Annotated in this window: 23 protein-coding genes and 2 pseudogenes; 9 read left to right on the forward strand and 16 right to left on the reverse strand. The window is 53.1% G+C overall.

From position 1 onward, the window contains the following. Positions 1–201 precede the first annotated feature (201 nt). The 7 genes and pseudogenes from KV190_RS13645 to purE form a co-directional block, all read right to left on the reverse strand. Positions 202–1,917, reverse strand: a complete 1,716-nt coding sequence (locus KV190_RS13645; protein ID WP_460195303.1) for a protein kinase domain-containing protein — start codon at positions 1,915–1,917, stop codon at positions 202–204. A 27-nt stretch (positions 1,918–1,944) separates the two neighbouring features. Next, positions 1,945–2,031, reverse strand: a pseudogene (locus KV190_RS13650) (hypothetical protein); the annotation flags it as partial. Between the two features lie 131 nt (positions 2,032–2,162). After that, positions 2,163–2,891 carry a M15 family metallopeptidase gene (locus KV190_RS13655; RefSeq protein WP_460193952.1) on the reverse strand — a complete coding sequence of 243 codons (729 nt, stop codon included), beginning with the start codon at positions 2,889–2,891 and terminating at the stop codon, positions 2,163–2,165. After that, positions 2,888–3,904 (reverse strand): pentapeptide repeat-containing protein, encoded by a 1,017-nt coding sequence (locus tag KV190_RS13660; RefSeq protein WP_460193953.1) that lies wholly within the window; start codon positions 3,902–3,904, stop codon positions 2,888–2,890. Before KV190_RS13660 ends, KV190_RS13655 begins: the two co-directional genes overlap by 4 nt. 110 nt (positions 3,905–4,014) lie before the next feature. Beyond that, on the reverse strand, positions 4,015–6,054 hold the full coding sequence (locus tag KV190_RS13665) for a putative PEP-binding protein (RefSeq protein ID WP_460193954.1): 2,040 nt from the start codon (positions 6,052–6,054) through the stop codon (positions 4,015–4,017). Between the two features lie 51 nt (positions 6,055–6,105). Continuing rightward, positions 6,106–8,337 (reverse strand): RelA/SpoT family protein, encoded by a 2,232-nt coding sequence (locus tag KV190_RS13670; RefSeq protein WP_460193956.1) that lies wholly within the window; start codon positions 8,335–8,337, stop codon positions 6,106–6,108. Positions 8,338–8,414: 77 nt separating this feature from the next. Further along, positions 8,415–8,936: a 5-(carboxyamino)imidazole ribonucleotide mutase gene (gene purE / locus KV190_RS13675; protein WP_460193958.1), complete on the reverse strand. Its 522-nt coding sequence runs from the start codon at positions 8,934–8,936 to the stop codon at positions 8,415–8,417. Positions 8,937–9,014: 78 nt separating this feature from the next. Here purE and queG point away from each other — a divergent pair, with 78 nt between their 5' ends. The 3 genes from queG to KV190_RS13690 are packed head-to-tail and all read left to right on the forward strand — an operon-like array spanning position 9,015 to position 11,705. Continuing rightward, positions 9,015–9,953: a tRNA epoxyqueuosine(34) reductase QueG gene (gene queG, locus KV190_RS13680; RefSeq protein ID WP_460193960.1), complete on the forward strand. Its 939-nt coding sequence runs from the start codon at positions 9,015–9,017 to the stop codon at positions 9,951–9,953. A 26-nt stretch (positions 9,954–9,979) separates the two neighbouring features. Next, positions 9,980–10,879: a vitamin K epoxide reductase family protein gene (locus tag KV190_RS13685; protein ID WP_460193961.1), complete on the forward strand. Its 900-nt coding sequence runs from the start codon at positions 9,980–9,982 to the stop codon at positions 10,877–10,879. Positions 10,880–10,934: 55 nt separating this feature from the next. Then, entirely contained in the window at positions 10,935–11,705 is a 771-nt protein-coding gene (locus KV190_RS13690) for a winged helix-turn-helix domain-containing protein (RefSeq protein ID WP_460193962.1), read from the forward strand. Here KV190_RS13690 and KV190_RS13695 read toward each other — a convergent pair. The 3 genes from KV190_RS13695 to KV190_RS13705 are packed head-to-tail and all read right to left on the reverse strand — an operon-like array spanning position 11,671 to position 13,087. Then, the gene (locus KV190_RS13695) at positions 11,671–11,880 is read right to left on the reverse strand and encodes a hypothetical protein (protein WP_460193963.1); all 210 of its coding nucleotides are present in this window, start codon (positions 11,878–11,880) and stop codon (positions 11,671–11,673) included. The two genes, KV190_RS13690 and KV190_RS13695, sit on opposite strands and share 35 nt — an antisense overlap. Before the next feature lies 1 nt (position 11,881). Then, the gene (locus KV190_RS13700; protein ID WP_460193965.1) at positions 11,882–12,742 is read right to left on the reverse strand and encodes a shikimate dehydrogenase; all 861 of its coding nucleotides are present in this window, start codon (positions 12,740–12,742) and stop codon (positions 11,882–11,884) included. A 6-nt stretch (positions 12,743–12,748) separates the two neighbouring features. Continuing rightward, a complete protein-coding gene (locus tag KV190_RS13705; protein ID WP_250682482.1) occupies positions 12,749–13,087 on the reverse strand; it encodes a P-II family nitrogen regulator in 339 nt (112 codons plus the stop codon). A gap of 177 nt (positions 13,088–13,264) precedes the next feature. Here KV190_RS13705 and rph point away from each other — a divergent pair, with 177 nt between their 5' ends. From rph to KV190_RS13725, 4 genes are all read left to right on the forward strand, one after another. Continuing rightward, the gene (gene rph / locus KV190_RS13710; protein ID WP_460193967.1) at positions 13,265–13,993 is read left to right on the forward strand and encodes a ribonuclease PH; all 729 of its coding nucleotides are present in this window, start codon (positions 13,265–13,267) and stop codon (positions 13,991–13,993) included. After that, the gene (locus KV190_RS13715; RefSeq protein WP_460193968.1) at positions 13,986–14,597 is read left to right on the forward strand and encodes a hypothetical protein; all 612 of its coding nucleotides are present in this window, start codon (positions 13,986–13,988) and stop codon (positions 14,595–14,597) included. The genes rph and KV190_RS13715 overlap by 8 nt, the downstream gene beginning before the upstream one ends. Before the next feature lie 172 nt (positions 14,598–14,769). After that, a complete protein-coding gene (locus tag KV190_RS13720; protein WP_460193970.1) occupies positions 14,770–16,299 on the forward strand; it encodes a YifB family Mg chelatase-like AAA ATPase in 1,530 nt (509 codons plus the stop codon). Continuing rightward, positions 16,253–17,542, forward strand: coding sequence for an ABC transporter substrate-binding protein (locus KV190_RS13725; RefSeq protein ID WP_460193971.1), 1,290 nt, complete (start codon positions 16,253–16,255; stop codon positions 17,540–17,542). Before KV190_RS13720 ends, KV190_RS13725 begins: the two co-directional genes overlap by 47 nt. On the opposite strand, the gene hpnH is transcribed toward KV190_RS13725, so the two are convergent. Continuing rightward, positions 17,539–18,549, reverse strand: a complete 1,011-nt coding sequence (gene hpnH, locus KV190_RS13730) for an adenosyl-hopene transferase HpnH (RefSeq protein WP_460193973.1) — start codon at positions 18,547–18,549, stop codon at positions 17,539–17,541. The two genes, KV190_RS13725 and hpnH, sit on opposite strands and share 4 nt — an antisense overlap. Before the next feature lie 531 nt (positions 18,550–19,080). Between hpnH and rne the strand changes: the two genes are divergently transcribed. After that, positions 19,081–21,069 (forward strand): ribonuclease E, encoded by a 1,989-nt coding sequence (rne, locus tag KV190_RS13735; RefSeq protein ID WP_460193975.1) that lies wholly within the window; start codon positions 19,081–19,083, stop codon positions 21,067–21,069. Positions 21,070–21,077: 8 nt separating this feature from the next. Continuing rightward, entirely contained in the window at positions 21,078–21,962 is an 885-nt protein-coding gene (locus KV190_RS13740; RefSeq protein WP_460193976.1) for a glutaminase, read from the forward strand. Here the strand turns inward: KV190_RS13740 and KV190_RS13745 are convergent. From KV190_RS13745 to rpmH, 5 genes and pseudogenes are all read right to left on the reverse strand, one after another. Beyond that, on the reverse strand, positions 21,909–22,445 hold the full coding sequence (locus tag KV190_RS13745) for a Jag family protein (RefSeq protein ID WP_460193977.1): 537 nt from the start codon (positions 22,443–22,445) through the stop codon (positions 21,909–21,911). The two genes, KV190_RS13740 and KV190_RS13745, sit on opposite strands and share 54 nt — an antisense overlap. Before the next feature lie 8 nt (positions 22,446–22,453). Next, entirely contained in the window at positions 22,454–23,659 is a 1,206-nt protein-coding gene (gene yidC / locus KV190_RS13750; protein ID WP_460193978.1) for a membrane protein insertase YidC, read from the reverse strand. A gap of 47 nt (positions 23,660–23,706) precedes the next feature. Next, on the reverse strand, positions 23,707–24,102 hold the full coding sequence (locus tag KV190_RS13755) for a PH domain-containing protein (protein WP_225901724.1): 396 nt from the start codon (positions 24,100–24,102) through the stop codon (positions 23,707–23,709). Positions 24,103–24,174: 72 nt separating this feature from the next. After that, positions 24,175–24,444, reverse strand: a pseudogene (gene rnpA, locus KV190_RS13760) (ribonuclease P protein component); the annotation flags it as partial. After that, a complete protein-coding gene (gene rpmH, locus KV190_RS13765; protein ID WP_011056450.1) occupies positions 24,444–24,581 on the reverse strand; it encodes a 50S ribosomal protein L34 in 138 nt (45 codons plus the stop codon). The pseudogene rnpA and the gene rpmH, both read right to left, overlap by 1 nt. Between the last annotated feature and the right edge of the window lie 179 nt (positions 24,582–24,760).

Raw genomic sequence — 24,760 nt, forward strand, 5'->3', positions numbered from 1 at the left:
TTATCGTGCTTGAACTCGGTCGTGCGGCTGGTTGGTTTGCAGACTGAGACCGATCCAACTGAACCAGTAGAGTGCTGATGAAGATTAATAAAATGAGTATTACTAAAGCTGCTCCTGCAAAAGAAACAAGTTGAACAATCATTTGGAAAGGATAGTTTCCAGCATTTTGCAATATAGGTTTAGATTCGCTTCTTCTATTACTTAATCTATCCATTTTGGTTCACCAACGTAGAAGGAATACCCACTCTCACGACTTAGTAAGTCTGCAAAAATTTCAGCTTCCTCCTTGGAGCGAAAACTTGCGGCTTGGGTTTGACCACCCACAATAATGGCATCACCACAATAACGCTGTTTGACAGTACTTAGTGCAACACTTGGCCCTCGAACTGGCCACCAACGGGCTTTAGGGACGCGGCTAGAACCACAAGCAGGTTTCCACGATAGTTTTGTGGGTGAGTCTGTTTCGTTGGTTGGCGAAGGCTCTAGTGTAGGCGTTTCAGTTGATGTCAGCGTTGGTGTACTTGTTGGTGAGGTGATCGGTTCTGGAGTAGGTGGCGGCGGTGGTGGATTGGAAGAACCGGAACCTTTTGAAAGTAACATCACAGCGATCGCTGTAAACATACTTATAGATGTTATAAAAAGAAATGCTATAACAACTAATTGAAGAGGATCAGGTCTAGGTGGTCGTGGCGGAGGTTGATAGATAACATTTCCTGCCTCAATCATCTTCCAGTATTGATCTTGCCGTTCAACCCGTGCGGGTTTCAGAAGTTGCCCTGACTTTTCACTAGGATTTTGGGGTAAGGTTTGCCGAAATAGGTAAGAATTGAGTTCTCCCTTTTGGGAGGGAACTAGCCAAGACTGCTGATTGACATCTGTGATCACCCAATAACTGGGATTAGAACGATTCTCGATAAAAATTGCTTCATAGGTGTGGGGACTTAAACCAACAGGTGTTACATAGGTCTGTAGTTCTCTCCAATCTGTATATGAACCACTGTTGTACTTCTCAAGTAACCAATTGACTGACGGAATTAATGGTGGAGGTGGCGGTTCATCAACTCGTAGATCAGCTAGGGCGACTTCGACTTCCTTGGCAGATTGATAGCGATCTCTGGGGTCAAGAGCCAACATTTTTGCTAAAATATCCTGAAAAATTGGTGTAATTTGAACCTGCTTTTGCCAGTTCCAAGCGTGATGATAGTTATCAAATAGTTCCCTAGGATCTTTGCCAGTGAGCAAGACAACACAGGTCACGGCTAGGGCATACAAATCAGAACTGGGAAAAACCTGCTCGCCGCTTTGTTGCTCTGGTGCCGCATAATCCTCGGTATAGATTCTTGTATGCCCTTTTACAACTTCAGTCACCCGGGAAACATCTTTGACTGCACCAAAATCAATCAGGTAAAGGCGACGCTGCCCTGGAAATCTACTGTTTTTGGCCGACTGGCGAATGATGTTTGCTGGCTTAATGTCTCGATGAATGACCCCTTGATCGTGGATGTACTGTAAAACTGGTAGGAGGTCTTTCAAGATGATTCGAACTTCTTCCTCACTGAAGTATCCTTGCTGTGCTAGTTCAGACTCAAGCGTATCGCCATCAATAAATTCCTGAACTAGATAAAAATAGTTTTGCTCGGCTTCTCCTGTGGTGCTGCTCACCCGCTCTTGAAAAAAGGCAAATAAGGTAGGAATTTGGGGATGCTCCCCTAGTTTTTCTAGGAGTCGTGCTTCTCGCTTGAATAAATCTTCTGCTTTTTGCAAGAGAGCCGGGTTAGAGGTTTCTACTTGCAGTTGCTTGATCACACACTGGCGTTTGGCAGGGGTATCTAAATCCCGTGCGAGGTAGGTAATGCCAAACCCCCCCTGCCCTAAGATTTGTTGAGCAACATAGCGCCCCCGCAACATTAAGGGCATGCCGCAGTTAGGACAGTACTTTTGGCCGATGCTGCCAGCAGAGACATCCCCATCTAGTTCAGGCAGGTCATTGTAGGGGCGGGAACACTGGGGGCGGGTGCAGTAAATAAGCATTCTTCACAGTTTTGAAGGGGGCATCGTTGTAAAAAGGGCTGTACCTAGTCTACCCATTTTGCATCACGGACAGAGAACAAATAAGCCTTAAACGGAAATATCTAATTTTTTTCTATGAAGGCAACTCTCAATTATTGGGCAGAAACTGATCGTTTGCGAGCTAGGGCAAACACCTGTTGGGCAGCGGGTGTCCCCACATATCTCCAGTGCCACGGTTCATATTTCACACCTTGAGTATTGTTTTCAGGAAATGACAACTCAAAGTCAAAACGTTTTGCATTGTCTTTTAACCACGCATAGGCTTTGGAGTTTGCAAATGCGGAGCTAATGTCGTTATCTGGGTGCATTGCACCATCGGTCAAATCAATCGCATAGCCCGTGTGGTGTTCGCTATATCCGGGGGGAGCACTGGAGCGAGCAGCCAATTCCTCAGATCCTTGGCGTGCAACTTGCTCTTGCCAAAGTGAAGTTTGCCTCTGGCGATCCCGAAACCCTGAAACAGGTACAAGCCAGATGCCCGCTTCATCCCGCGCTGTACTAATCATTTTCATCAAGGCGGCGGCTGCGTCTTTGTGCAGGTACTCAAAACGTTGATACTCCCCCTGTCCATAGCTGCCTATTTTGATTAAGTCTGCGGGTAGTGCTTCTGCATAGGCTAAGTGACCGTACTTTTGACTTGGCTCAATAGCCGAAGAGGTAGGGGCAGGTGAACTGATTTCCTGCGAACTTGAATTAACCCAAGAGTTCAATCCAAATTCCTTCAAGAGGTTATCCATGCAGCCAAACAAGAGGATCGACAAAATAAGAAGCAGGATGAGGCTAAAGATTCGAGTCAGTAGCAGCTGGTTTGTCTTTTTCATCTATTTTTTCTCACATCAGCAATTTTCCAAGATTGACTATTTTCATCATAGATAATTGTATAGATATATGGATCATTGACCAAATCACGTTTTGGCGATCGCCCTGCCCAATGAAACGTTAAAACTTCATAAACTCTCACAGTCAAAGTGGCAACACCATTTCCAGCAGAAAATTGTAAAGCTTCAATGTCATAGTCTTGGTAGGTATAGTAAGCATCATTATTCCTTAACCAAGGAACAGAGTTTGATACGACATCCTTTAACAAAGACCCAGTAAGCAGTTCATAGGCAGGTTTTAGGTTATAGTCTGGCCCAAAGATTTGCGGTTTTGCTTGAAAATAGCGATTGAGTAGTACCATTGCTTCTCCCTTGGTGAGCATAGGCAGTGGTGGTGGAGAAGGTGGTGGCAGCGGTGGTGCGGGGGGCGGCGGCGGAGAAGTTGGTGGTGGAGAAGGTGGTGGCGGTGGAATAACAATAACACAGTGACTAACTGAAATTGAGAGAATTACTGCCATTAGAACTTTGGAAAATCTCACTAGAAAAATTATCAAAAGAGACCTAGAATCTTTTTGTACTTTTTGAGTAACAAAAGTTTGAGGCTGACTAGATTCAGGTAGCTTCTCCACAAACTCTAAGACAGTGGGTAGTGCATCATCATTCACTAAGCCTTGAGAGCTGATATCAAAGCCAGAGGGAAATTGAGTTTTGTGATTGTACACTGCTTCAGCGAAGTTCACATCCTGTAGGTTAGCCCCAAGAAAATTAGCTCCTCGCAAATCCGCTTCTCGTAGAGACACACTCTGTAATTCCGCTTTAGAAAGAATGGCTCCCTGTAAGTTAGAGCGATCAAGCTTGACATTGGTAAAGCGTACTTCAGTTAGTTGCGCTCCTTGTAGGTTGATGCCAGAAAGATCAACGTTATAGACCGTACTAGAGGAAAAAACTTGCTGACCACTAAAGTCTCTAGTGCCTGCTTCGTACTCTTTGATCAGTTCTTCAATAGTTATACTCATTCTATAGACCTTTTTATAAGAATTGAATATGCTCAAAATAGTCAAAGTTACTGTAGGAAAGGATTACATTACCTTGACATACCCCATATTTTAGAAAAATAACTTAACAATTAAAGCTGATCGAACACCTGAGCGACAACTTCGGGGCTAACGGAGATACTGTCAAGACCCAAGTCAATTAACCACGGTAACCAATGGGGATAGCGGGTAGCGGCTTCGCCACAAAGACTACAACCTAAATGGTGAGCTTTGGCTTCTTGAATCAGTTGAGCGATCGCCCCCCTAACGGCAGGATGATCTTCATTTAACTCTGGTAGAGCCGTTTCACGATCAATGCCCAAAAGCAGTTGCGTCAGATCATTGGTGCCAATCGTAATGCCAGCAATGCCAAGATTGGCTAGATCAGACAGTAAAAATAAAATGGCCGGCACCTCCGCCATGACCCACAGTTCTACGCCCGCATTTGGTGTGAGGCCGTGCTCGGCAAGTGCTTTTTGACAGTAGGCCACTTCACTGACACTGCGCACAAAGGGCAGAACAATTCGTAGGGGGCAGGTTTCTAAACGGTGGGCGATCGCCAGCGCCGACAGTTCCAAGTGAAATAGTTCTGGACACTGGGGATAGCGACTCACACCCCGCAGCCCCCAATCCGTTGCCGGTTCAAAGCGAGATCCCCCCAAAAGTTGCCGATAATCCGCTGGCCGCAAATCCAACGTGCGATAAAAGAGGGGACGGGGGGCGATCGCCCGCATAAATTCACACAGGTGCTGTACCCAGCGATCGCGCAACTGCTCAGCGTCCCCCTGCTCCAACCAATGACAGGGATGGCGATGATCCAAAAAGGCCAACAACATCAACTCTGAGCGCAACAGGCCAATGCCATCACAGGGGAGCGATCGCAATAACCGCAGGGCACTGACTTGACTGACATTGACCATGACCTGCAAGGGCAACCGCTTGACCACCGAGGGTGCGGGCGTTTGCGGAGAGGGGGTCGCCACCACTGGCAATGGCTCTGGGGGCAGTTGATAGATAGACCCCCGATGACCATCTAGAAACAGCGTCATTCCCGAACTAATCTGCTGAGTCGCATTCGCCACACCGACAATGGCAGGCCGTCCCAATTCCCGCGCTAGAATCGCCCCATGACTGGTTAGCCCCCCCTGCTCACAAATCACGCCAACGGCAGCATTCACAAGCGGTAACCAATGGGGGGGAATGCTTTTGCTGACTAAAATCCGCCCGGCCACAGCAGCGGGAGCACAGGGGTCGGTTACAACAATGGCGGGGGCGATCGCCTGCCCAGGAGCAGCGGGTAACCCTTCAGCCAGTAATGTGCGCTCTAGCGGCTGCGGTGCAGGAACGACCGGCAGAGGTTCTGCTAAACACTGTCCCCACCAAATTTGTGTCTGACTGCGATGCCAAACCCAGAGATGGGACGCCGCCCCGCGACAGGCTTGCTGCAAGTATTGTTCCTCAGCGGGCGTCAGCTCAATTCCCCTTGGGGGCAAAGGAATACCGTGATGGGGAAGCGTCACACCGCTGGCGATCGCCTGCAACGTTGGATCACTGCCTGTCCACCAGCCTGACGCAACAATGGTACTGAGGGGGTAGAGTAAAATCACCGCTTTGAGCTGACAAAAATCCCATCCCTGCTGCCAATAGGTATAGAGATTCTTGGCTTGGACAAGCGCCGTAAAGGCAGCTTCGATCCCCTGATGACACAGGGGTAAACTGGGATGATGTAACACGGTTCCACGACCCAGCCCCCAAGGTAAGTCCACCGCTTCTTGCCAAAGATAGGTGGTGAGAACAAGATGACTCTCTCTCCCCTGTTGTTGCCAAAAATGATGGCAAGCAGCAAAAATTGTCTCTAACTCCCCCACATCCAAAGGGGGCAATTCATGGGTCATCTCCAGCGCCAGTGCCTTGAAATCCGCCGCATTGGGGGGCACCTCCTGCCAGCGATCGCAGGCTGCTTGCCACAGTGGAATGACACCAGAGCGCAACTGTTGCCAGACACTGGTGGAAATCAACCACACAGGATGAGGCGGCGGCAAGACTTTTTGTGTCTCTTGCAGGGCAACCAATGTCGGGGGAAGGGCTTCCGCTGGGTACTGTTGTAGGGGTTCCAGAAGGAGTGATGTCACAAATGCGTTTCCTTAAATCGTCCTTGGGAGTCTGGGAGCGGACGATCCGACCTAGGGAGAACTCACTTCCGTTTGCTGACGGCGACGAATGTTGAGAACATCGGTAATTTTTCTAATTTGCGCTAAGATATGATCCAACTGCTTTGCATTCACAATATCAATACACAAATCAATAATCGCCGTGCGTCCCGGATCCGTGTGGACATTGGCTCGCCGCACATTAATTTGATTATCGGTTAAACGGGTCAAAATATCCTTAAGAATACCGACGCGATCAATCACCTCAATTTGCACATCCACCGGGTAGGTTTGGGGACGGCGTTGATTGACCTTCGTATTCCAACTCACGGGAATCAGGCGATCGCTCGACACCGACTCTAGGTTGCTACAGCCCTGACGATGAATGGAAATACCCCGACTCCCCAGCGTCACCACACCAATAATCGGTTCATCGGGCACAGGACAACAGCAGCCAGCAATGTGATAAACCAAGCCCTCCACCCCCAGAATTGGAGAATCACTGGGTTTGGTGGTGGCGGGTACACGGTTGACAGGGGCAGATTCCGACGGCAATTCCGGTGTGGTTGTCTCGGGACGCGCTAGGGTAATTGCCCGCAGCCGATTCACCACGAGATTCAACGTAATTTCGCCATAGCCCAAGGCGGCGACGAGATCATCGACACTCTGGTAGTTGCTGCGCTCGGCCACCTGCTGCATTTGTGGTGACTTAAGAAGCGTTTCCAAACCGGCTTTGCCCAGTTCTTTCTCCAGTAATTCCCGTCCCCGTTGCAGGTTTTCATCGCGGCGCGATCGCTTGTACCACTGCCGAATGCGGTTGCGTGCCGTTGTGGTTTTAACAAAGTTCAACCAGTCCAAACTGGGGTGGGCGGTTTTTTGGGTAATAATCTCAACAATGTCACCATTGCGCAGTGGCGTATCCAAGGGTACCATCCGCCCATTCACCCGTGCCCCGGCACAGTGATTCCCGACATCGGTGTGAATATGGTAGGCAAAGTCGAGGGGCGTCGCCCCCTGTTGCAGGGCAAGGACATCCCCTTGGGGCGTAAAGACATAGACCTCCTTATCAAAGAGATCATCGCGAATGCTGTCGAGATACTCTTGGGCATCCTTGAGGTCATTTTGCCAATCCAGCAGTTGCCGTAGCCAAGTGAATTTTTGATCGCGGGCACTCCACTGTTGTGGCAAGGAATGACCGGTTTCTTTGTACTTCCAGTGGGCGGCAATCCCATACTCAGAGACATGGTGCATGGCCAATGTGCGAATTTGCACCTCCAAGGGGCGCCCCCCAAGACCAATGACGACCGTGTGCAGCGATTGATACTGGTTGGGTTTGGGCAGGCTAATATAGTCCTTGAACCGCCCCGGCACCGAAAGAAAACAGTCATGGACGACGGCAAGGGCACGATAGCATTCATCCTTTGTGGCCACCAGAATGCGAATGCCCGCCACATCATAGATTTCATGGAATTCTTTTTGCTGCCGCATCATTTTTTGGTAGATGCTGTAGAGGTGCTTGGGACGGCCACTAATTTCCAAGTAGCCAAAGCCCATTCCCGATAACCGCTCCTGAAGAATTTGAATTGCCTGCTGGAGTTGTGCCTCGCGATTGGCGCGTTTTTCGGCCACGAGTTCCTGAATGCGACGGTAGGCCTCTGGCTCTAAATACTTAAAGGCCAAATCCTCCAGCTCCCACTTGATCCGCCAAATCCCTAAGCGGTTGGCCAAGGGGGCAAAGACATCACGGGTTTCTTGAGCAATGGCCCGGCGGCGATCTTCCGGCAGATACTCAAGGGTGCGCATATTGTGCAGGCGATCGGCCAGCTTGACAACGATGACCCGAATATCCTGCGCCATCGCCAAAAACATCCGCCGGAAACTTTCCGCTTGCCGCTCCGTCTTACTGGAGAAGTTAAACTTCGAGAGCTTGGTGACCCCCTCCACCAGTCGCCGCACCTCAGCACCAAAATTGGCTTCTAGCTCCTCTGCTGTAACAGCGGTATCCTCAATAACATCGTGGAGAAATCCCGCCGCCAAAAGAGCAGGCCCACCGCCTAAATCCCGCAGAATGCTCGCCACGGCCACAGGATGGGCAATGTAGGGTTCCCCAGACGCGCGCCGCTGTCCTTGGTGTAGGTCGTAGGCAAATTGAAACGCTCGACAGACCAAATCATCCCCATTCTCAGGATCTGGATTTCGCAGGCACGTCGCTAACCAATCGGGTAATTCAATATCAGTCGGCAAGCTAGGTGCAAAAGCGTTCATGGCAGCAGGCGATCGCGAGAGCAGCACAGTGGATTCGAGTACGTCTATTCTAATTCAATAAGACCTTCAGTGAGGAATCACTGCTGTTGCAGATAAGCGCTAGCCCCCAGCGTTTGCAGTTTTTCATTCTTGGCGGTCACCGTCGCGGCCAACTCTTGACGATAGGCAATCACTTGCTCCAGCAGCTTTGGATCATGACTGGCCAACAGTTGGACGGCCAATAGACCTGCATTTTGGGCATTGCCAATGGCAACCGTCGCCACGGGAATCCCAGCCGGCATCTGCACAATGGAGTAAAGGGAGTCCAGCCCCTGTAAGTGTCGGCTCGGTACGGGTACGCCAATCACGGGTAGGGGGGTTAAGGAAGCAATCATGCCGGGCAAGTGAGCAGCGCCGCCGGCACCCGCAATAATGACTTTCAGACCCCGCTGATGGGCATTTTGGGCAAACTCCACCATGGCAAGGGGAGTGCGGTGAGCTGAGAGGATAGCCACTTCATGGGGAATGCCAAAGCGTTCACAGATGGCGATCGCCCCCTGCATAGTTGGCAAATCGGAATCACTGCCCATGACAATGGCAACCAGCGGCATCTCTGACATCCCTCTTTCTTACTCCCTCAGCAAACGGTGCAACCTCATCCTACAGCCCTTTTCACAGGAGCGAGATATTATTTCTCTATGCTTACTGCTGCTGCAATTAAGGCCTTTGCCCATCAGTTGGGGTTCCATCGGGTGGGGATTGTGGATTTGCGCACCTATAATGATGATCATCCTTCTGGCGTGGCTGCCCTACAACGCTGGTTAGCCCAAGGCTTCCAAGGGGAGATGGCGTGGATGGCCAACCCTCGGCGACAGGAGATTCAAGCCGTCCTGCCGGCAGCGCGATCGGTGATTTCCGTTGCCCTCAATTACTATCAGCCCGATCTAGAGCCACCCCCCAAAGTGAAAATTGCCCGCTATGCCTGGGGGCGGGATTACCATCGAGTTTTGGGAAAACGTCTGCAAGCCCTAGGGCAATGGCTTCAGGCTCAAGTACCTGAGATGGACTACCGTTGGTATGTGGATACAGGCCCGGTGCAGGACAAAATGTGGGCCGAGCAAGCGGGAATTGGCTGGATTGGCAAGCACAGTAATGTGATTTCGCGGCAGTATGGCTCGTGGATCCTTTTGGGAGAGTTAATCACCACCTTGGAGTTGACGGGCGATCGCCCCCACACCAATCACTGCGGCACCTGTACCCGTTGCTTGGCCGCCTGTCCCACCGGCGCCATTGTTGAACCCTATGTGGTGGATGCCAACCGCTGCATTGCCTACCACACAATCGAAAGCCGTGCCCCGGAAATTCCCCCCGCCATTGCTGCTCACTTAGAAGGTTGGGTTGCCGGCTGTGACATTTGCCAAGAGGTGTGCCCGTGGAATCAACGCTTTGCTCAACCCACGGATGTGGCCGACTTTGCCCCGCGATCGCCCCTCTTGAATACTTCCCCAGAGGAATTGGCCACCCTCAGCGATGAAGCATGGGATGAACTCACCCGTGGTTCTGCCCTACGGCGAATTAAACCCGCCCAATGGCGCCGCAATGCCCAAGCGGTGCTGTCTGGCAATGGGTATGATTGAAAATGATTCAATGCGGAGGCTCACCTATGGTTCGACGACGCTCCACCCCTTGGATTCATCGTTGGTCACGGTGGTTGATTGGCGGGGTTGCCCTCGCTGGCATGGTGGTGACCGCCTACCTGACGATCGCCAAGCTGACCAACCAAGAGGTTACTTGTCCCACCGATGGCTGTGACATTGTCCTCAATAGTCCTTGGGCAACCGTGTTTGGCATTCCCCTCTCCCTCATTGGGTTTGTCGCCTACACGGGGATGCTGTCGTTGGCGGCTCTGCCCCTATTGTTGAACCAGCCGCAGCAAAAAGAACTCCGCCGCAATGCTGAAAACACCACTTGGCTCTTGCTCTTTCTGGGCGCAACGGCCATGGCCAGCTTCAGCAGTTATCTCATGTATATCTTGGTAACAGAGATTAAGGCCACGTGTCCCTATTGCATTGCCTCAGCCGTCTTTAGCTTTACATTTTTGATCTTGACGATTATGGGTCGTGAATGGAGCGATCGCGGCCAACTCTTTTTTAATGGTGTCATTGTTGCTGTGATTACGCTGGTGGGGGTATTTGGCATCTACAACACCCGCATGGCCAACCCTGATGGCCCCGGCATCCCCATCGTCAATACCTCAGGTCCGGCGGAAATTGCCCTCGCTCGCCATCTCACCCAAGTGGGAGCAGTCATGTATGGTGCCTATTGGTGTAGCCACTGCCACGATCAAAAGGAACTCTTTGGTAAGCAGGCAGTACGGGAACTCAACTATGTTGAATGTGACCCCAATGGTGCCAATCCTCAAGTGGAACGCTGCCGTGCCAAGGGAATTCAGGGCTATCCGACATGGGAAATTAACGATCAGCTTTACTCCGGCACGCGATCGCTAAGCGAACTCAGTCAACTCAGCCAATACACAGGCCCGATGAACTTCAAGAACCAATAGGGGCAAGGAACGGCAGTGATAGAATTAAGCCAACAGGGCACTACGCAGGTTTTTTATGCTTTCTATTGATACCGTTGCCGAACCCGCAAAGGCTCCTTTTGCCACACCACCTGCCCTTGCCAACATCTTAGTGGTTGAAGATGAAGACCTGATTCGGGAAACCCTTGTCCTTGCTTTACAGGAGGAAGGCTACCATACCCTTGTGGCCAGCGATGGCTATGAGGCCCTCAATCTCATTAATACCTATCTCTTGATGGATCCTAATCCTGAAAATGCAGAGGTGCATTTGATCATCCTAGATGTCATGCTCCCGGGCATCAATGGCTTAGACCTATGCCGCTTAATTCGCCGTGAAGGCTGCACGGTTCCGATTCTCATGATCAGTGCCAAAGGTAGTGAAATTGATCGCGTGGTTGGCCTTGAAATTGGTGCCGATGACTACTTGGCTAAGCCCTTTGGCATGCGGGAGATGCTGGCGCGCTGTCGTGCCCTATTGCGGCGGACGCAAATTCAACAGGCCACGGTACCAACGGTTCTGCGCTTTCGCGATCTCTGCCTCTATCCCCAAGAATGCCGCGTAACCCTGCGGGGCGAGGAAATCAATCTCTCCCCCAAAGAATACAAACTGCTTGAGCTATTTATGCGCCACCCCCGCCGCGTTTGGCCACGGGAGCAGTTACTGGATCAGGTGTGGGGGCATGACTTTATTGGCGATAGCAAAACTGTTGATGTCCACATCCGCTGGCTGCGGGAGAAAATTGAAACCGACCCTAGCCATCCCCAGTACATTCTTACGGTGCGGGGTTTTGGCTATCGCTTTGGTTGAGGGTCAGTAAAACAATCGCCATCAAGGCTGCTGGTAAAAGGAGCAGTAAAGCAATGACGCCGAAAGTTGGCGGCAAGGGATAGAGGGGCGCCGCAAATTTAATCCCTAGGGAAATGAGCAGCGACACCAGCACAACCACCGATAACCACGTCAGTTCTGACAGCCAAGGTGCCATGTTATTTCTCCATCCCTAGGGCAGCTTCAAGGGCAGTGGCCATGATGGCCGTGGGGGCGGGTTGGCCAATCCAAAATTCCAAGGCTGCGGCTCCCTGATGGAGAAGCATCGCAAGGCCGTCGAAGGTTTGCAGTCCCCGTGCCATCGCTAATTGCAAAAGAAGGGTGGGGCGAGGTTTGTAGATGAGGTCATAGACAATGGCGGTGGTGGGCAATTTTGCCAAATCCTCGGCTGTGAGGGGGGTGGCGCCAGTATGGGGACTCATGCCAATGGGGGTGGTATTGACGACAAGGCTAACGTTCTCCAAACAAGTGGCCCGCTCTGACCATGGGAGGGGATGGAGCGTGATCTGGGGCCAACTGGCAACAAAGGCCTCTAGCCGTTCCCCTTGGCGACCACTGATATAGATCTGCCGACAGCCCAAGTCATAACAGGCAGTGACCACGGCTCGCGCGGCACCCCCATAGCCCAAGACTAAAACAGCAATCTCCGACCACAGGTAGGATTGTTGCCGCAGTGGTGCCAAGAAGCCATGCACATCAGTATTGGTACCCACCCATCCCTTTTCACTGCGATAGACGGTGTTGACTGCCCCCACCTGCTGCGCGAGGTCGCTGACATCCGCCAAATAGGGAAGGATGGTTTCTTTGTGGGGAATGGTGACATTAAAGCCAACGACGTTTAGGGCCTCGAGGCCCGCGATCGCCACCCCCAACTGCTGCGGCTTCACCCCAAAGGGCACATAGACATAGTTCAACCCCAAATGCTCCAGCGCGGCATTGTGCATTGCCGGTGAGAGGGTGTGGGCAATCGGGTCGCCAATCACCCCCAGAAGCTGGGTGTGGCCAGAGATCTTCGGCATCCGCCCCTAGACAGCCTCGTGATCTTTTTCGCTGGTGCGAATGCGAATGACCTGCTCTACAGGGGTGACGAAGATCTTACCGTCGCCAATTTCGCCGGTGCGGGCAGCTTCAATAATTTTCGCCACGACCATGTCCACTTGATCGTCTTCGACCACAATCTCAACTTTTAACTTTTGTAAAAATTCCACCGTGTATTCTGAACCACGGTACCGTTCCGTTTGCCCCTTTTGCCGCCCAAAGCCGCGTACTTCGGAGACGGTCATGCCGACAATACCCGCATTGACAAGGGCGATCTTGACTTCATCCAGCTTGAAGGGACGAATAATGGCTTCTACCTTTTTCAATGTCAAACTCCTTCTTTATGGCAACGGGCTAATCTTTATTTAGCATTGGCAAAAGAGTATAGCGTGTAGCAATAACTACATTATGTCCAATCCTCGGGCGATCGCCCAATGGCAAGGTCTCGCGCTGGCTCCAGAAAATAAGCTCTAATAGGGAAGGTAATTGAGAGGGGATCAAGCATGGGGTGGCAGCGACCCGATGGCCGTCAACCACAGGAATTGCGATCGCACCAGTTTCAGCGGCATTTCACCCAATTTGCCTTAGGATCAGTGCTTGCCCAAGCGGGACAAACCCAAGTGCTGTGCACCGTTAGTCTCAAGGACGGCGTACCCAAGTTTTTAGAAGGCACAGGCCAAGGCTGGCTGACAGCAGAGTACCGCATGCTGCCCAGTGCAACGCGGCCACGGCAAGAGCGAGAATTTCTCAAACTCTCTGGACGCACCCAAGAAATCCAACGCCTGATTGGTCGCAGCTTACGCTCTGCCTTAGATTTGTCTCTACTGGGGGAGCGCACGCTGATTGTGGATGCCGATGTGCTCCAGGCCGATGCCGGCACGCGATCGCTAGCGATTACAGGGGGCTACATTGCCCTTGTCGATGCCCTTAGTGCTTTACTTCAGCAAGGGGTACTCAGCGAATCTCCCCTATGTCATCAGGTGGCAGCAGTCTCCGTGGGCCTGATTGATGGCGAACCCTATTTGGATTTGAGCTACGCTGAGGATGTGGTGGCCAGTGTGGACTTCAATGTCGTGATGACGGCCAATGGTCAATTCATTGAAGTTCAAGGCACAGCAGAGATGGGTTCCTTTGATCGGCCCACCCTCGATCGCCTTCTCGATGTCGCCAGCCAAGGCATTCAAGAACTCATTGAGATTCAACAGCACGTCTTAGCCGCAAGCCATGAGTGAGCAGGCCATTTACCTCGGACACATCGTCAAGTCCAACTCCCACTGCGATTATGTGGCGCAACTGGTGGATCGCTTGGATGTGCCCCACCCACCCGCCCCAGAAGACTATGGCTTTGGTCGTTTTGTCAAGTTAGAAGATGAGCAGCGCCACTGGGCGGTCGGGGTTATTTACAACTCTCAACTGTTGAATCCCCAGTTCCATCAGATCAGCCCGCGCCTCACCACGAATGCCGACACCTTTCTCAGTCCCGATTTAGTCAGTGAAACCCGCACACTGCTGTGGATTGCGCTGATTGGTCATTTGGTGACTGCGGCAGATCGAACCTATGGTCAGCAGGGGATGCCCACCCTTGTGGTGCCCGTGAATACACCCGTGTGGCAGTTGACAACCGCCGAGGTGTTGGCCTTTCATCGCAATGCCCAAGGTCAAGCTCAGTTTCGCTACTATGCCCATTTGTTACGCTCAACGGGGAACTATGCAGCACCGCTGTTGGCGCAAATTCTCGAAACCATTACGCCCCTCTTCAGTGGCACCGAGCAGCGATCGCTCGAAATTATCAACAAAGAGTTGGCTTGGCGGCATACCCTAGGGAGTCTGCGCTAAGACTGGACACAGAAATTGGAGTTTTGCAAACAAACTTCATGAAAAATCCTATGCAATGGTGACAAATTAGCGATACATCTGCTAAGGTCATTAAGTGTGTGAGGAGCGAACCAGTTAAGGGCACCGAGACGAAACACGGCCAGTCGTCGGTGCTCTTTCTGATTTTGAGCCTATGCTGGCACGGGTTTGGAGTGCTGCCGTTTTAGGAATTGACGCGATTCCCGTCGGCGTCGAAGTGGATGTTGCCGGCGGCTTACCGGGGATTGTCGTGGTGGGGCTGCCCGATGCGGGTGTGCAAGAGGCACGGGAGCGCGTTAAGGCGGCGATTCGCAATGCCGGTTTTAGCTTCCCGATGCGGCGCATTGTGGTCAATCTCACCCCCGCCGATTTGCGTAAGGAAGGCCCTAGCTTTGATCTCCCCATTAGCATTGGCATCCTAGCCGCCTCAGGACAGGTTGCAACGGATTTACTCGGCGATCATCTTTTTCTCGGCGAAGTGTCCCTCGATGGCACCTTGCAACCGGTGGCAGGGGTACTGGCGATCGCCGTTGCGGCGCAAGCCCAAGGAATGACCGGCCTCGTGGTGCCCATGGCCAATGTCACGGAAGCAGCGGTTGTGCGGGGGCTAAAGGTCTATGGTTGTCACACCCTTGCTGAAGTCGCGGCCTTTTTGAATGACCCCAGCTCGCGATCGCCCGCAGCCAATTCCCTGAGTTGCCCTGCTCCACCCTCTCCCCACTTTAGCCTCGACCTCAAGGACGTTAAGGGGCAGTATCAAGCGCGGCGTGCCCTCGAAATTGCGGCAGCGGGCGGGCACAATCTCATCTTTGTCGGGCCACCCGGCAGTGGCAAAACAATGTTGGCGCGGCGGTTACCAACAATCCTGCCGCCCTTGACCTTTGAAGAAGCCCTTGAAGTCACCAAAATTCACTCCGTTGCCGGCTTGCTCAAAGAACGCGGTCAATTACTCCAAGAACCCCCCTTTCGGAGTCCTCACCACTCTGCCTCTGGCCCTGCCCTTGTGGGGGGCGGCAGTTATCCGCGTCCGGGGGAAATCTCCCTTGCCCATCGCGGGGTGCTCTTTCTCGATGAATTGACGGAATTCAAGCGGGATGTCTTGGAGTTTTTGCGGCAGCCCCTTGAGGACGGCCAAGTCACCATTGCCCGCACCCGCCAATCCGTGGTCTTCCCAGCGCAATTTACCCTCGTGGCCAGCACCAATCCCTGCCCCTGTGGCTACTATGGCGATCCAGTGCAACCCTGTACCTGCTCGCCGCGCCAGCGAGAACAGTATTGGGCAAAGCTCTCTGGCCCCCTGCTGGATCGCATTGATTTGCAAGTGAGTGTCAGCCGCCTCAAGCCCGAGGAAATGACCCGCCAAACCCTAGGGGAAGATTCAGCCACGGTACGGCAGCGGGTCTTGGCGGCGCGATCGCGATCGCAACAGCGGTTTGCCCAAGAACCCACTCTCCACTGTAACGCCCAAATGCAAAGCCGCCATCTGCGCCAGTGGTGTCGCTTGGATGAGGCTTCGACTAATCTCCTCGAAAGGGCGATCGCCCAACTGGGACTCTCGGCGCGAGCCACAGACCGTATCCTAAAAGTAGCCCGTACCATTGCTGATCTGGCCGACTGTGAAACGATTGCCGCTGCCCATGTGGCCGAAGCCATTCAATACCGCACGATTGATCGTCTGCAATAGACGCGGCTGGTTCGCGCTGCTGCTGGGTTTCTTAGCCCTACTGCTCATTGGCTGTACAACGGCAACCCAATCCGCGAAGCCCATTGAACTGATTTTCTGGCATGGGGTCAACCCACCCCCCAACCGTGTGGTACTCCAGCGGCTTGTGGATCGCTTCAACGCCCGCCATCCCCAGATTCACGTCCAAGCCCTCTACGTTGGCCAACCCGACCAGCAATTGCCGAAAATTCTGGCCGCAGTGGTGGGCAATGCCGCACCGGATCTGCTCTGGTATAACCCTACGATCACGGGGCAGTTTGTTGATCTGGGTGCCCTGCGTCCCCTCGATGACTGGTGGCAAGCGTCCCCCTACCGCGACCAAGTCAGTCCTGCTCTGATACCAACAATGCGCTACGGCGACCATTACTGGTCAATTCCCTTTGCCACCAACAACCTTGGAATTTTTTATCGTCCTAGTTTATTGGCTGCCGCTGGCGTGAAAACACTGCCCAGCACATGGCAGGAATTAGAGCAGGTCAGCCAAACCCTAAAGGCACAGGGCATCACCCCACTGCTCCTTGCCCTTGGTCAAGGGGAATTTGCTGTTTTCACATGGTTGCCCTTCTTTTGGAGTGCCGGTGGCAGTCTCGGAGACACACCAGAAACCGCCCACATTGACACACCGCCGGCGATCGCGGCCCTTGACTTTTGGCAACGCCTGCGACAAGAGGGCTTAGCGACACTCTCTGCCCCGGAACGTGGCTATGAACTGGATCAATTTATCCGTGGTGAAGTGGCGATGCAGATAACAGGGCCTTGGACATTGGCGCAACTCCAACAGTCAGGGGTGGATTTTGGCGTCCTACCCATGCCCGCCCTCAAGACCGCCGCAACTGCCCTAGGGGGCGAAAATCTCTTTGTCTTTCGCTCAACGCCGCAACGGGAAGAGGCCGCTCTAGTCTTTTTGGACTACGTTCTCAGTGAAGAATTTCAGACGGAGTGGGCTTTGGGCACAGGGTATTTGCCCGTGAATGAACGGGTGCGTACCAACGATCGCTATCAAGCCTTTGTGGCACAGCAACCCGCGCTTCGTGTTTTTCTCGATCAGATGGCCGCTGCTCAGGCGCGTCCCAACTTCCGTGGTTATGCCCGCTTTTCCCAAACCCTTGGGCGAGCGATCGAAAGCGTTCTCCTTGGCAAATCAACCCCGCAAGCCGCAGCAGAAACCGCAGAGCAACGTTGGCAACTCATGCGCCCCCGTTAGAAGAGACTGCCCGCCGCCTTGACCATATTGGCTGGATTAAAGGCATCCATGGCAGCGGTGGCCTCATAACCACAGTGCACCATGCAGTCACGGCACTTGGGATTGCCACTTTTGTGGCCATACTTCTCCCAATCGGTATTTTCAATCAGTTCCTTCCAAGTCTTGTAATGCCCCTCATTGAGGAGATAGCAGGGTTTTTGCCAACCCAAGACACTATAGCTGGGCATGCCCCAAGGGGTACACTCATAGTCCTTTTCACCCACAAGGAAATCAAGGAACAGGGGATTGTGGTTAAAGTTCCACTTCTTCTGACCCGCACGGTAGGGGGCGAGGATTTCACGGAAGAGGGCACGGGTTTGCTCCCGCTTGAGGAAGTGCTCCTGATCCGGTGCCCACTCATAGGCGTAGCCCGGCGAGATCATCATGCCATCCACCCCTAGGGAACTCACAAAATCAAAGAATTCCTGCATTTCCTTGGGATCCACCCCTTCAAAAATCGTCGTATTGGTGGTGACACGGAAGCCCTTGGCTTTGGCGGCTTTAATGGCTTTTACAGCCGTGTCAAAGACCCCTTTACGATCCACACATTTGTCGTGCCACTCCCGCAAACCATCGAGGTGAACGCTGAAGCTAAAGTAGGGGGAGGGCTTGAACTTGTGGAGGTTTTCCTCTAGAAGAATTCCGTTGGTGCACAGATAAACAAACTTCCGCCGTGCCACCAAGCCGCTGACAATTTCATCAATTTGCGGGTGCAGCAGGGGTTCGCCACCGGGAATAGCGACAATCGGCGCACCACATTCCTCAACGGCGCGGAAGCACTCCTCTGGGGTGAGATACTTGCGCAAGACTTCAAGGGGATGCTGAATTTTACCGCAGCCCGAACAGGCTAGATTACAGCGAAAGAGAGGCTCAAGCATCAAGGTGAGGGGAAAGCGCTTTTTGCCCTGTAGGCGTTGTGAGATGATATAGGTTGCAACTTCCACTGCCTGCTTGATGTGGACTCCCATGGGCAATTCTCCTCAATGTGGCTAATTTTCTAGCCAAGACGCTTAATCAATGCTTATAGTTGTAGCAGCTTTGTGGGCGATCGCCAAAGTGTCCTATCAGGTTTGCAAAGTGGCACACTATGCTCGTGCTCAAGAGGCTAGCGGCAGCGACAGTGAAAATTTTTGCAAAATCCCCTAGCCAATCTTGACAGAGATACCTATAATCAGAGACCATTAGAGGTACTGTAGAAAAATCCCTTTTGCTTAACCTCGATAGCCTAAGAGACCAAAGGTTAAGCATAGACTTTCATCAAGGCTGGCATGGGGTGACATCTTTTCCTTCTGCAAGTCGTGCAGAGCTTTTTAGGTATCACCACAGTTGCGTTCCGCGTTCCAATGCCAACCCACCTCTACAGGAACCCTTTTCCCAACCATCTTAAAGCCAAACTTGCACACGTCCCTTACAGGGGCAAGAGTGGCTAAACACTGTGCTAGATGCCTTTAGCCCATTCATGCTGACGTTTATTTTGTTAAGAAATTTAAGGATAATGAATGCCTAAGCAAATTATTATTGCCGAGGAACATCGGCTAGCGGCGGTCTTTGCCGAAGATCAAATTCAAGAATTGATTGTGGCCACGGGAACCCATCAGGTGGGGGACATCTACCTTGGTGTGGTTGAAAATGTCCTGCCGGGCATTGATGCTGCCTTTGTCAACTTGGGGGATGCCTCCCGTAATGGCTTTATCCATGTCACTGACCTTGGCCCATTGCGCCTGAAGCGAACGGCTGGGGCAATCACGGAATTGCTCGCACCGCAGCAAAAAGTGCTGGTTCAAGTGATGAAGGAACCCACGGGCACCAAGGGGCCACGGCTGACCGGCAATATTTCATTGCCCGGACGCTATCTCGTACTGATGCCCTATGGTCGGGGAGTGAATCTATCGCGACGGATTACCAATGAAGCGGAACGGCATCGGCTACGTGCCTTGGGCATTTTGGTCAAACCCGCTGGCATGGGGCTACTGGTGCGCACAGAGGCCGAGGGTGTCTCCGAAGAGGCGATTCTTGAGGATCTAGAACTCCTGCAACGGCAGTGGGAAACGATCCAACAGCAAGCGGCCTCCAGCCGTCCTCCCCAGCTTCTGGGGCGCGATGATGACTTTATCCAAAAAGTGTTGCGGGATGTCTATAGCAGTGATGTCAACCGCATTGTGGTGGATACTCCCGATGGGGTGAAACGGGTCAAACAGCACCTGAAAAACTGGAATGTCAATAAGCCAGTGGGGGTTCTCATTGACTATCACCAAGAACCCATTCCCATTTTGGATTACTTTCGGGTGAATGCCGCCATCCGTGAAGCCCTGAAACCCCGTGTGGATTTGCCCTCCGGTGGCTATATCATCATTCAACCCACAGAGGCACTGACGGTCATTGATGTGAACTCCGGTTCATTCACTAGTTCAGCCACTTCCCGGGAAACAGTGCTGTGGACAAACTGCGAAGCGGCTACGGAGATTGCTCGCCAACTGCGACTGCGCAATATCGCTGGCGTGATCATTGTGGATTTTATTGACATGGATTCCCGCCGCGACCAGTTGCAACTGCTGGAGCACTTTAGTAAAGCCCTGCGTGCTGACAAAGCCCGTCCCCAAATTGCGCAACTCTCAGAACTGGGGCTGGTGGAACTGACCCGCAAACGCCAAGGGCAAAATATTTACGAACTCTTTGGTCGTCCCTGTAGTGCCTGTGGTGGCTTGGGTCACTTGGTGCATTTACCCGGTGAACCAGAGGATAGCCCCGGCGAAATTGTCGAGCGATCGCCCATGCCGCGTCCAGCGGAGCCACGCCGCAGTTTAGAATCCCGCACTGAACCCAATGGCTTTGCCAGTAGCAGCCTAGAGACCCAACTCATTAACCACCCTGACTATCAAGCAGTGGGGGGTATTCGTCCGCGTGCTTCCCGCAGTAGTCATCCACCAACCCCGCGCAGTCCTCGCCGTGCCCCTGAAAATGGCAATGGTCGCAAGGTGATTACCACGCCTACAGAAACGGCGCCGCCGCCAGTGGTTAAAGTGGAGAGCCGTCCGCCCCGCCCTGCCCGTCCTAGCCGCTCTGAACCAGCGGAAGTGATTACCGTAACAATGACGGATCAAGAGCAGGCGGTCTATGCGGAAATGGGAATTTCACCCCTTGTGCTGCACTCTGAGGAGGTGAAGAATCCTCGCGGAACCATTGTGATGGTGGCACGCCCCGGCCAAGACCCCCTACCCCTGCCCCAGAAAACTGCACGACCCGTCAGTGAGGGATTGCCTGAGGATGTCCCAGAGACTGCTGATGAGCCGCCCTCCCCTGTGGTCAACACGATTAATGTCGAGCCGATTCCTGCCACTGCGCTGCTCAATAGCAGTGAGCCAGAAGTCACGACTGAGACGGAATCCAGCGGGGAAGCATCCACCCCAGAGGCCTCTGTGCCCGCAGGTCGGCGGCGACGGCGACGGGTGACTAGTAGCGAGCAACTCTCCCTTGATGCCAACGCCTAGGCGCAGGCATGTTGGGGCAACTTCACCCTGCCCTCATCCAAGAGTGGCTTGAGGCGGCGGCAACAGAAATTTCCAAGGGGGAATCGCTTCAGCGGCTACCGAGGGTAGGGTCTGAGGCCTTTGCCTTTGCAGTGGTCACACCGGCGCAACAGTTTACCCTTGGGCGTTCCAGTTTGCGCTTTCCCTTGATGAGTGCGATTAAGCCCTTCTTACTGCTCTATGCCTTGACGCTGTGGCAGGAGCAGGTGTGGACGTGGGTGGGACAGCGACCCTCAGATTACCCCTATAACTCTGTCTTGCAGTTAACCCTCGATCAGGGGTGGCCGCGCAATCCCATGATTAATAGTGGGGCGATCGCCCTTGCGAGCCAGTTGGCTCATGTTGGCGGTGTTGCAGTCTTTCAAACTTGGCTCAATGAATGTGCAGGTACGCAGTTGCGGGTGGATCAAGAGGTGTTAGCAGCCGTCTATCGCCATCCCAACTGGCAAAATCGCACCCTTGCCCACTTTTTAGTCGAGTCTGGACGCATTGCCGATGCCGGGGTTGCCCTTGAGATCTACAATCAGGTGTGCTGTTTCCAAGGAACGATTGAGGAAGTGGCGCGCTTGGGTCTCCTCTTGGCTCTGCCCCATGCCAAAGTCAGCGATCGCCATCGTCAGCAGGTGAATGTGCTCATGCTCACCTGTGGCCTCTACGAAGACTCGCCCCGCTATGCCCTAGAGATTGGCTTGCCCGTGAAATCGGGTGTGAGTGGTGTGATTTTGGCCATTGTGCCGCGACAGGGGGCGATCGCCTGCTATAGTCCACCCCTCGATCGCAGTGGCAACTCGATTTTAGGTCTATACCTGCTCCAGCGCATCAGCCGCCACCTCGGCCTCAGTCCCTTGGGCTAACTGCACCACCAAGCGGCGATCGGGTTCCTCGCCGTGGCTAAAGGTTTCAAGGCGATCGCTTTCTACCTTGATGAGACTGTGAACAACACGCCGCTCTGCTGCGGATAGGGAGCGAATTTCAACGGGTTTACCGGTGTCGAGGACTTGGGTCGCCACCTGATGGGCAATCTCCTGCAATTGGCGATAACGGGCACGGCGATAGCCCGCCAATTCCAAGGTAAAAGCCGTTTGCTCCTCCCGCGATCGCCCCAAATTCAACGTCGCATTGAGCAGATATTGCAGCGCATCTAGGGCTTGGGCATTGTTGGCCAGCAGGGATTCAATTTGGGCAGCACTCAGCGACTGGCGATCAATTTCTAGCCAGTGCCCCGGCACCACACCGGCCAACGGCGACTCCACCAGAGAAACGGTTGTCTTAAAGCCTGCTAAAGCAAGCGCCTGTTCCAGCCACGCACACCCCGCAGCAATTGGATCAGCGGTCATGCCTCCCCTCAACTTGATGGATTACGCTTGGCTTTAGTAGCCTTGGCACTTTTAGCCCCCTTGCCCTCAAAGGGAAGAGCCGCCCGATTTTTAATCGCTTCAGCCCGTTCCTGCTCCTCCACCAGTTTTTGCAGGTTCTCTGGCAGCGGCTCCTGTTGCAGGATAAAGGTCTGCACCGTCTGGAAGATGTTGGCGATGAGCATATAGAGCAGCACCCCTGCCGGCAGTGGGAAAAAGAGGAACATCCCAGAGAAGATAATCGGCGTCAATTGATTCACCGTTTGCTGCTGCGGGTTATTGCTGCTGCCTTGGCCAGAGAGCAACTGGTTGACGTAGAGACTGACGCCAAAGCCAAGGATCATGATCAAGATATCCCAGTGGATCGCGCCCCAATTAAACTGGCGGGTACCATCGGGCAGCGTGATAAACAGTTCCCCTTGATCAATGACACCCACATGGCCAAGGGCAGAAATAAAGAGAAAACCTTTATCCGCCGCAATCCCCGGAATCGTTCCCTGCACGGTGACATCGCCGGGTTGTAGGGCTTGCAGATGCCCTTCACTGTCAATGGTGGCGCGCTCTTGACCGCGAATAATTTGCCACTTGGGTTGCAGGTGACTATTGGGATAGGCGGCGGCTAGTTCACTAAAGGGTTTCCCCTCCTTGGTTTGGAACTGGAGATCCACCGTTTGACCCACGGGAATCTTGGTACCGCTGGGAACCACCGCCTGAATGGGGAAGTGGATGCCCTCGTCAACGTAGATATTTTGTGGCTTAGTGGCAAAGGGCTGGGCTAAGACAGTTTGATCGGGGGGGACAATTTGCAGGTTGAGCTGGTAATTCACATCAGCAAAGGGCGATCCGCGCAGCGTGGCAAAGAGGGCAAAGAGAATCGGCAACTGCAATAGCAGGGGGAAACACCCCGCCAAGGGATTGCCAAACTCCTTATACACCTCTGCCATTGCCTTTTGCTGTTCGGCAGGATTGTCCTTGTATTTCTGTTGGATTTCCTGCATCCGTTTTTGCATGATCGGCTGCACAACTTTCATGCGCCGCATATTGCGAATGGATCCCGCACTGAGGGGATAGACGGCAAAGCGCACCACCAGTGTCAGCGCCACGATCGCAAGGCCATAGCTGGGCACAATCCCATAGAAAAAGTCAAGGATTGGCAGCATGACATTGTTGGAGAGGAAACCGATACCAAAATCCATGGAATCCTGCAATTAGGGGTGAACAGTTAACAGAACTATCTTAGGTCTTAAGAACCAATCGCGCCACTGACACTTTTGGCAGCGGGACTCAATTTGGCAGAAATGTAGTCGTAAATTTCACGGAAGCGGGGGACAGCGCGCATTTCTAAGCGGCTACCATCTTTGAGGGTGACGACCATATCGCCGTAGGCGCCCCAACCGCGAGGAACGGTGACGACTTTGGTAATTTCGCTATAAATGACATCGGAGCGATCGCGCCCCATCCAGCCGCCTATCACCGTAATTCGCCGATTTGTAATGCGGTAGCGCAGCCAGAGGGCACGGACAATGGCACCGACCGTAAGGGGCAGACAAATCACCGTTAGCCCCAACAGCAAGTTGATCACCAAGTCACCCCAATGGGGACCGCCTTCGTAGAAAACGTCTTCGGAAATTCCCGGCATCGTCAGTACCCCTGCTTTGGCCATTAACTGCGTCAATTCAGCGCGACAGTCCTCGTCACTCACTTGCAGTGCCGCCTGACGCACTACCACAATCATATCCCACCCTGCGGCTATCTGCGGTAAGAGTGGGCGGATCACCCGTCGCCATTGCCGCTTCAAACGGTTGCGATCGACGGCTCGCTTACTGACCTTCTTACTAACCACAATGCCCAGCCGTGGTGCTGCCTTGACGGCTTGGGGCGCCAGCCAAAGAACAGCCAGTTTGCCATGGTGGGCGGTTTTGTGTTGATAGACGCGGTCAAAATCATGGCGATCGCGCAGGCGATGTTGACGAGGCAACACTAGACGGTTAGCCGTGCCCGTCCTTTACGCCGCCGTGCCTTAATCACGTTCTGACCGGATTTGGTACGCATGCGCGCGCGGAACCCAGAGGTGCGTTTACGTTTGCGGACAGTGCCGCCCAGTGTACGTTGCGTCATGGCTGTTGCAGTTATGATGGTTGATCAGAAAAAACACTGCCCCAAGGGGCACGCCCTAGTCAGTCGTTAGAGCGATCTACAATCGTATCACTTCCCGTGAGGCAGCGGTAGCCCTGCAAGGCTATTGCCGTCTTGGTCGTGTTGCCTATCATTGCTCACATCCTACGGACGAGGTTTGC

This window comes from Thermosynechococcus sp. FA-CM-4201, assembly GCF_054689355.1.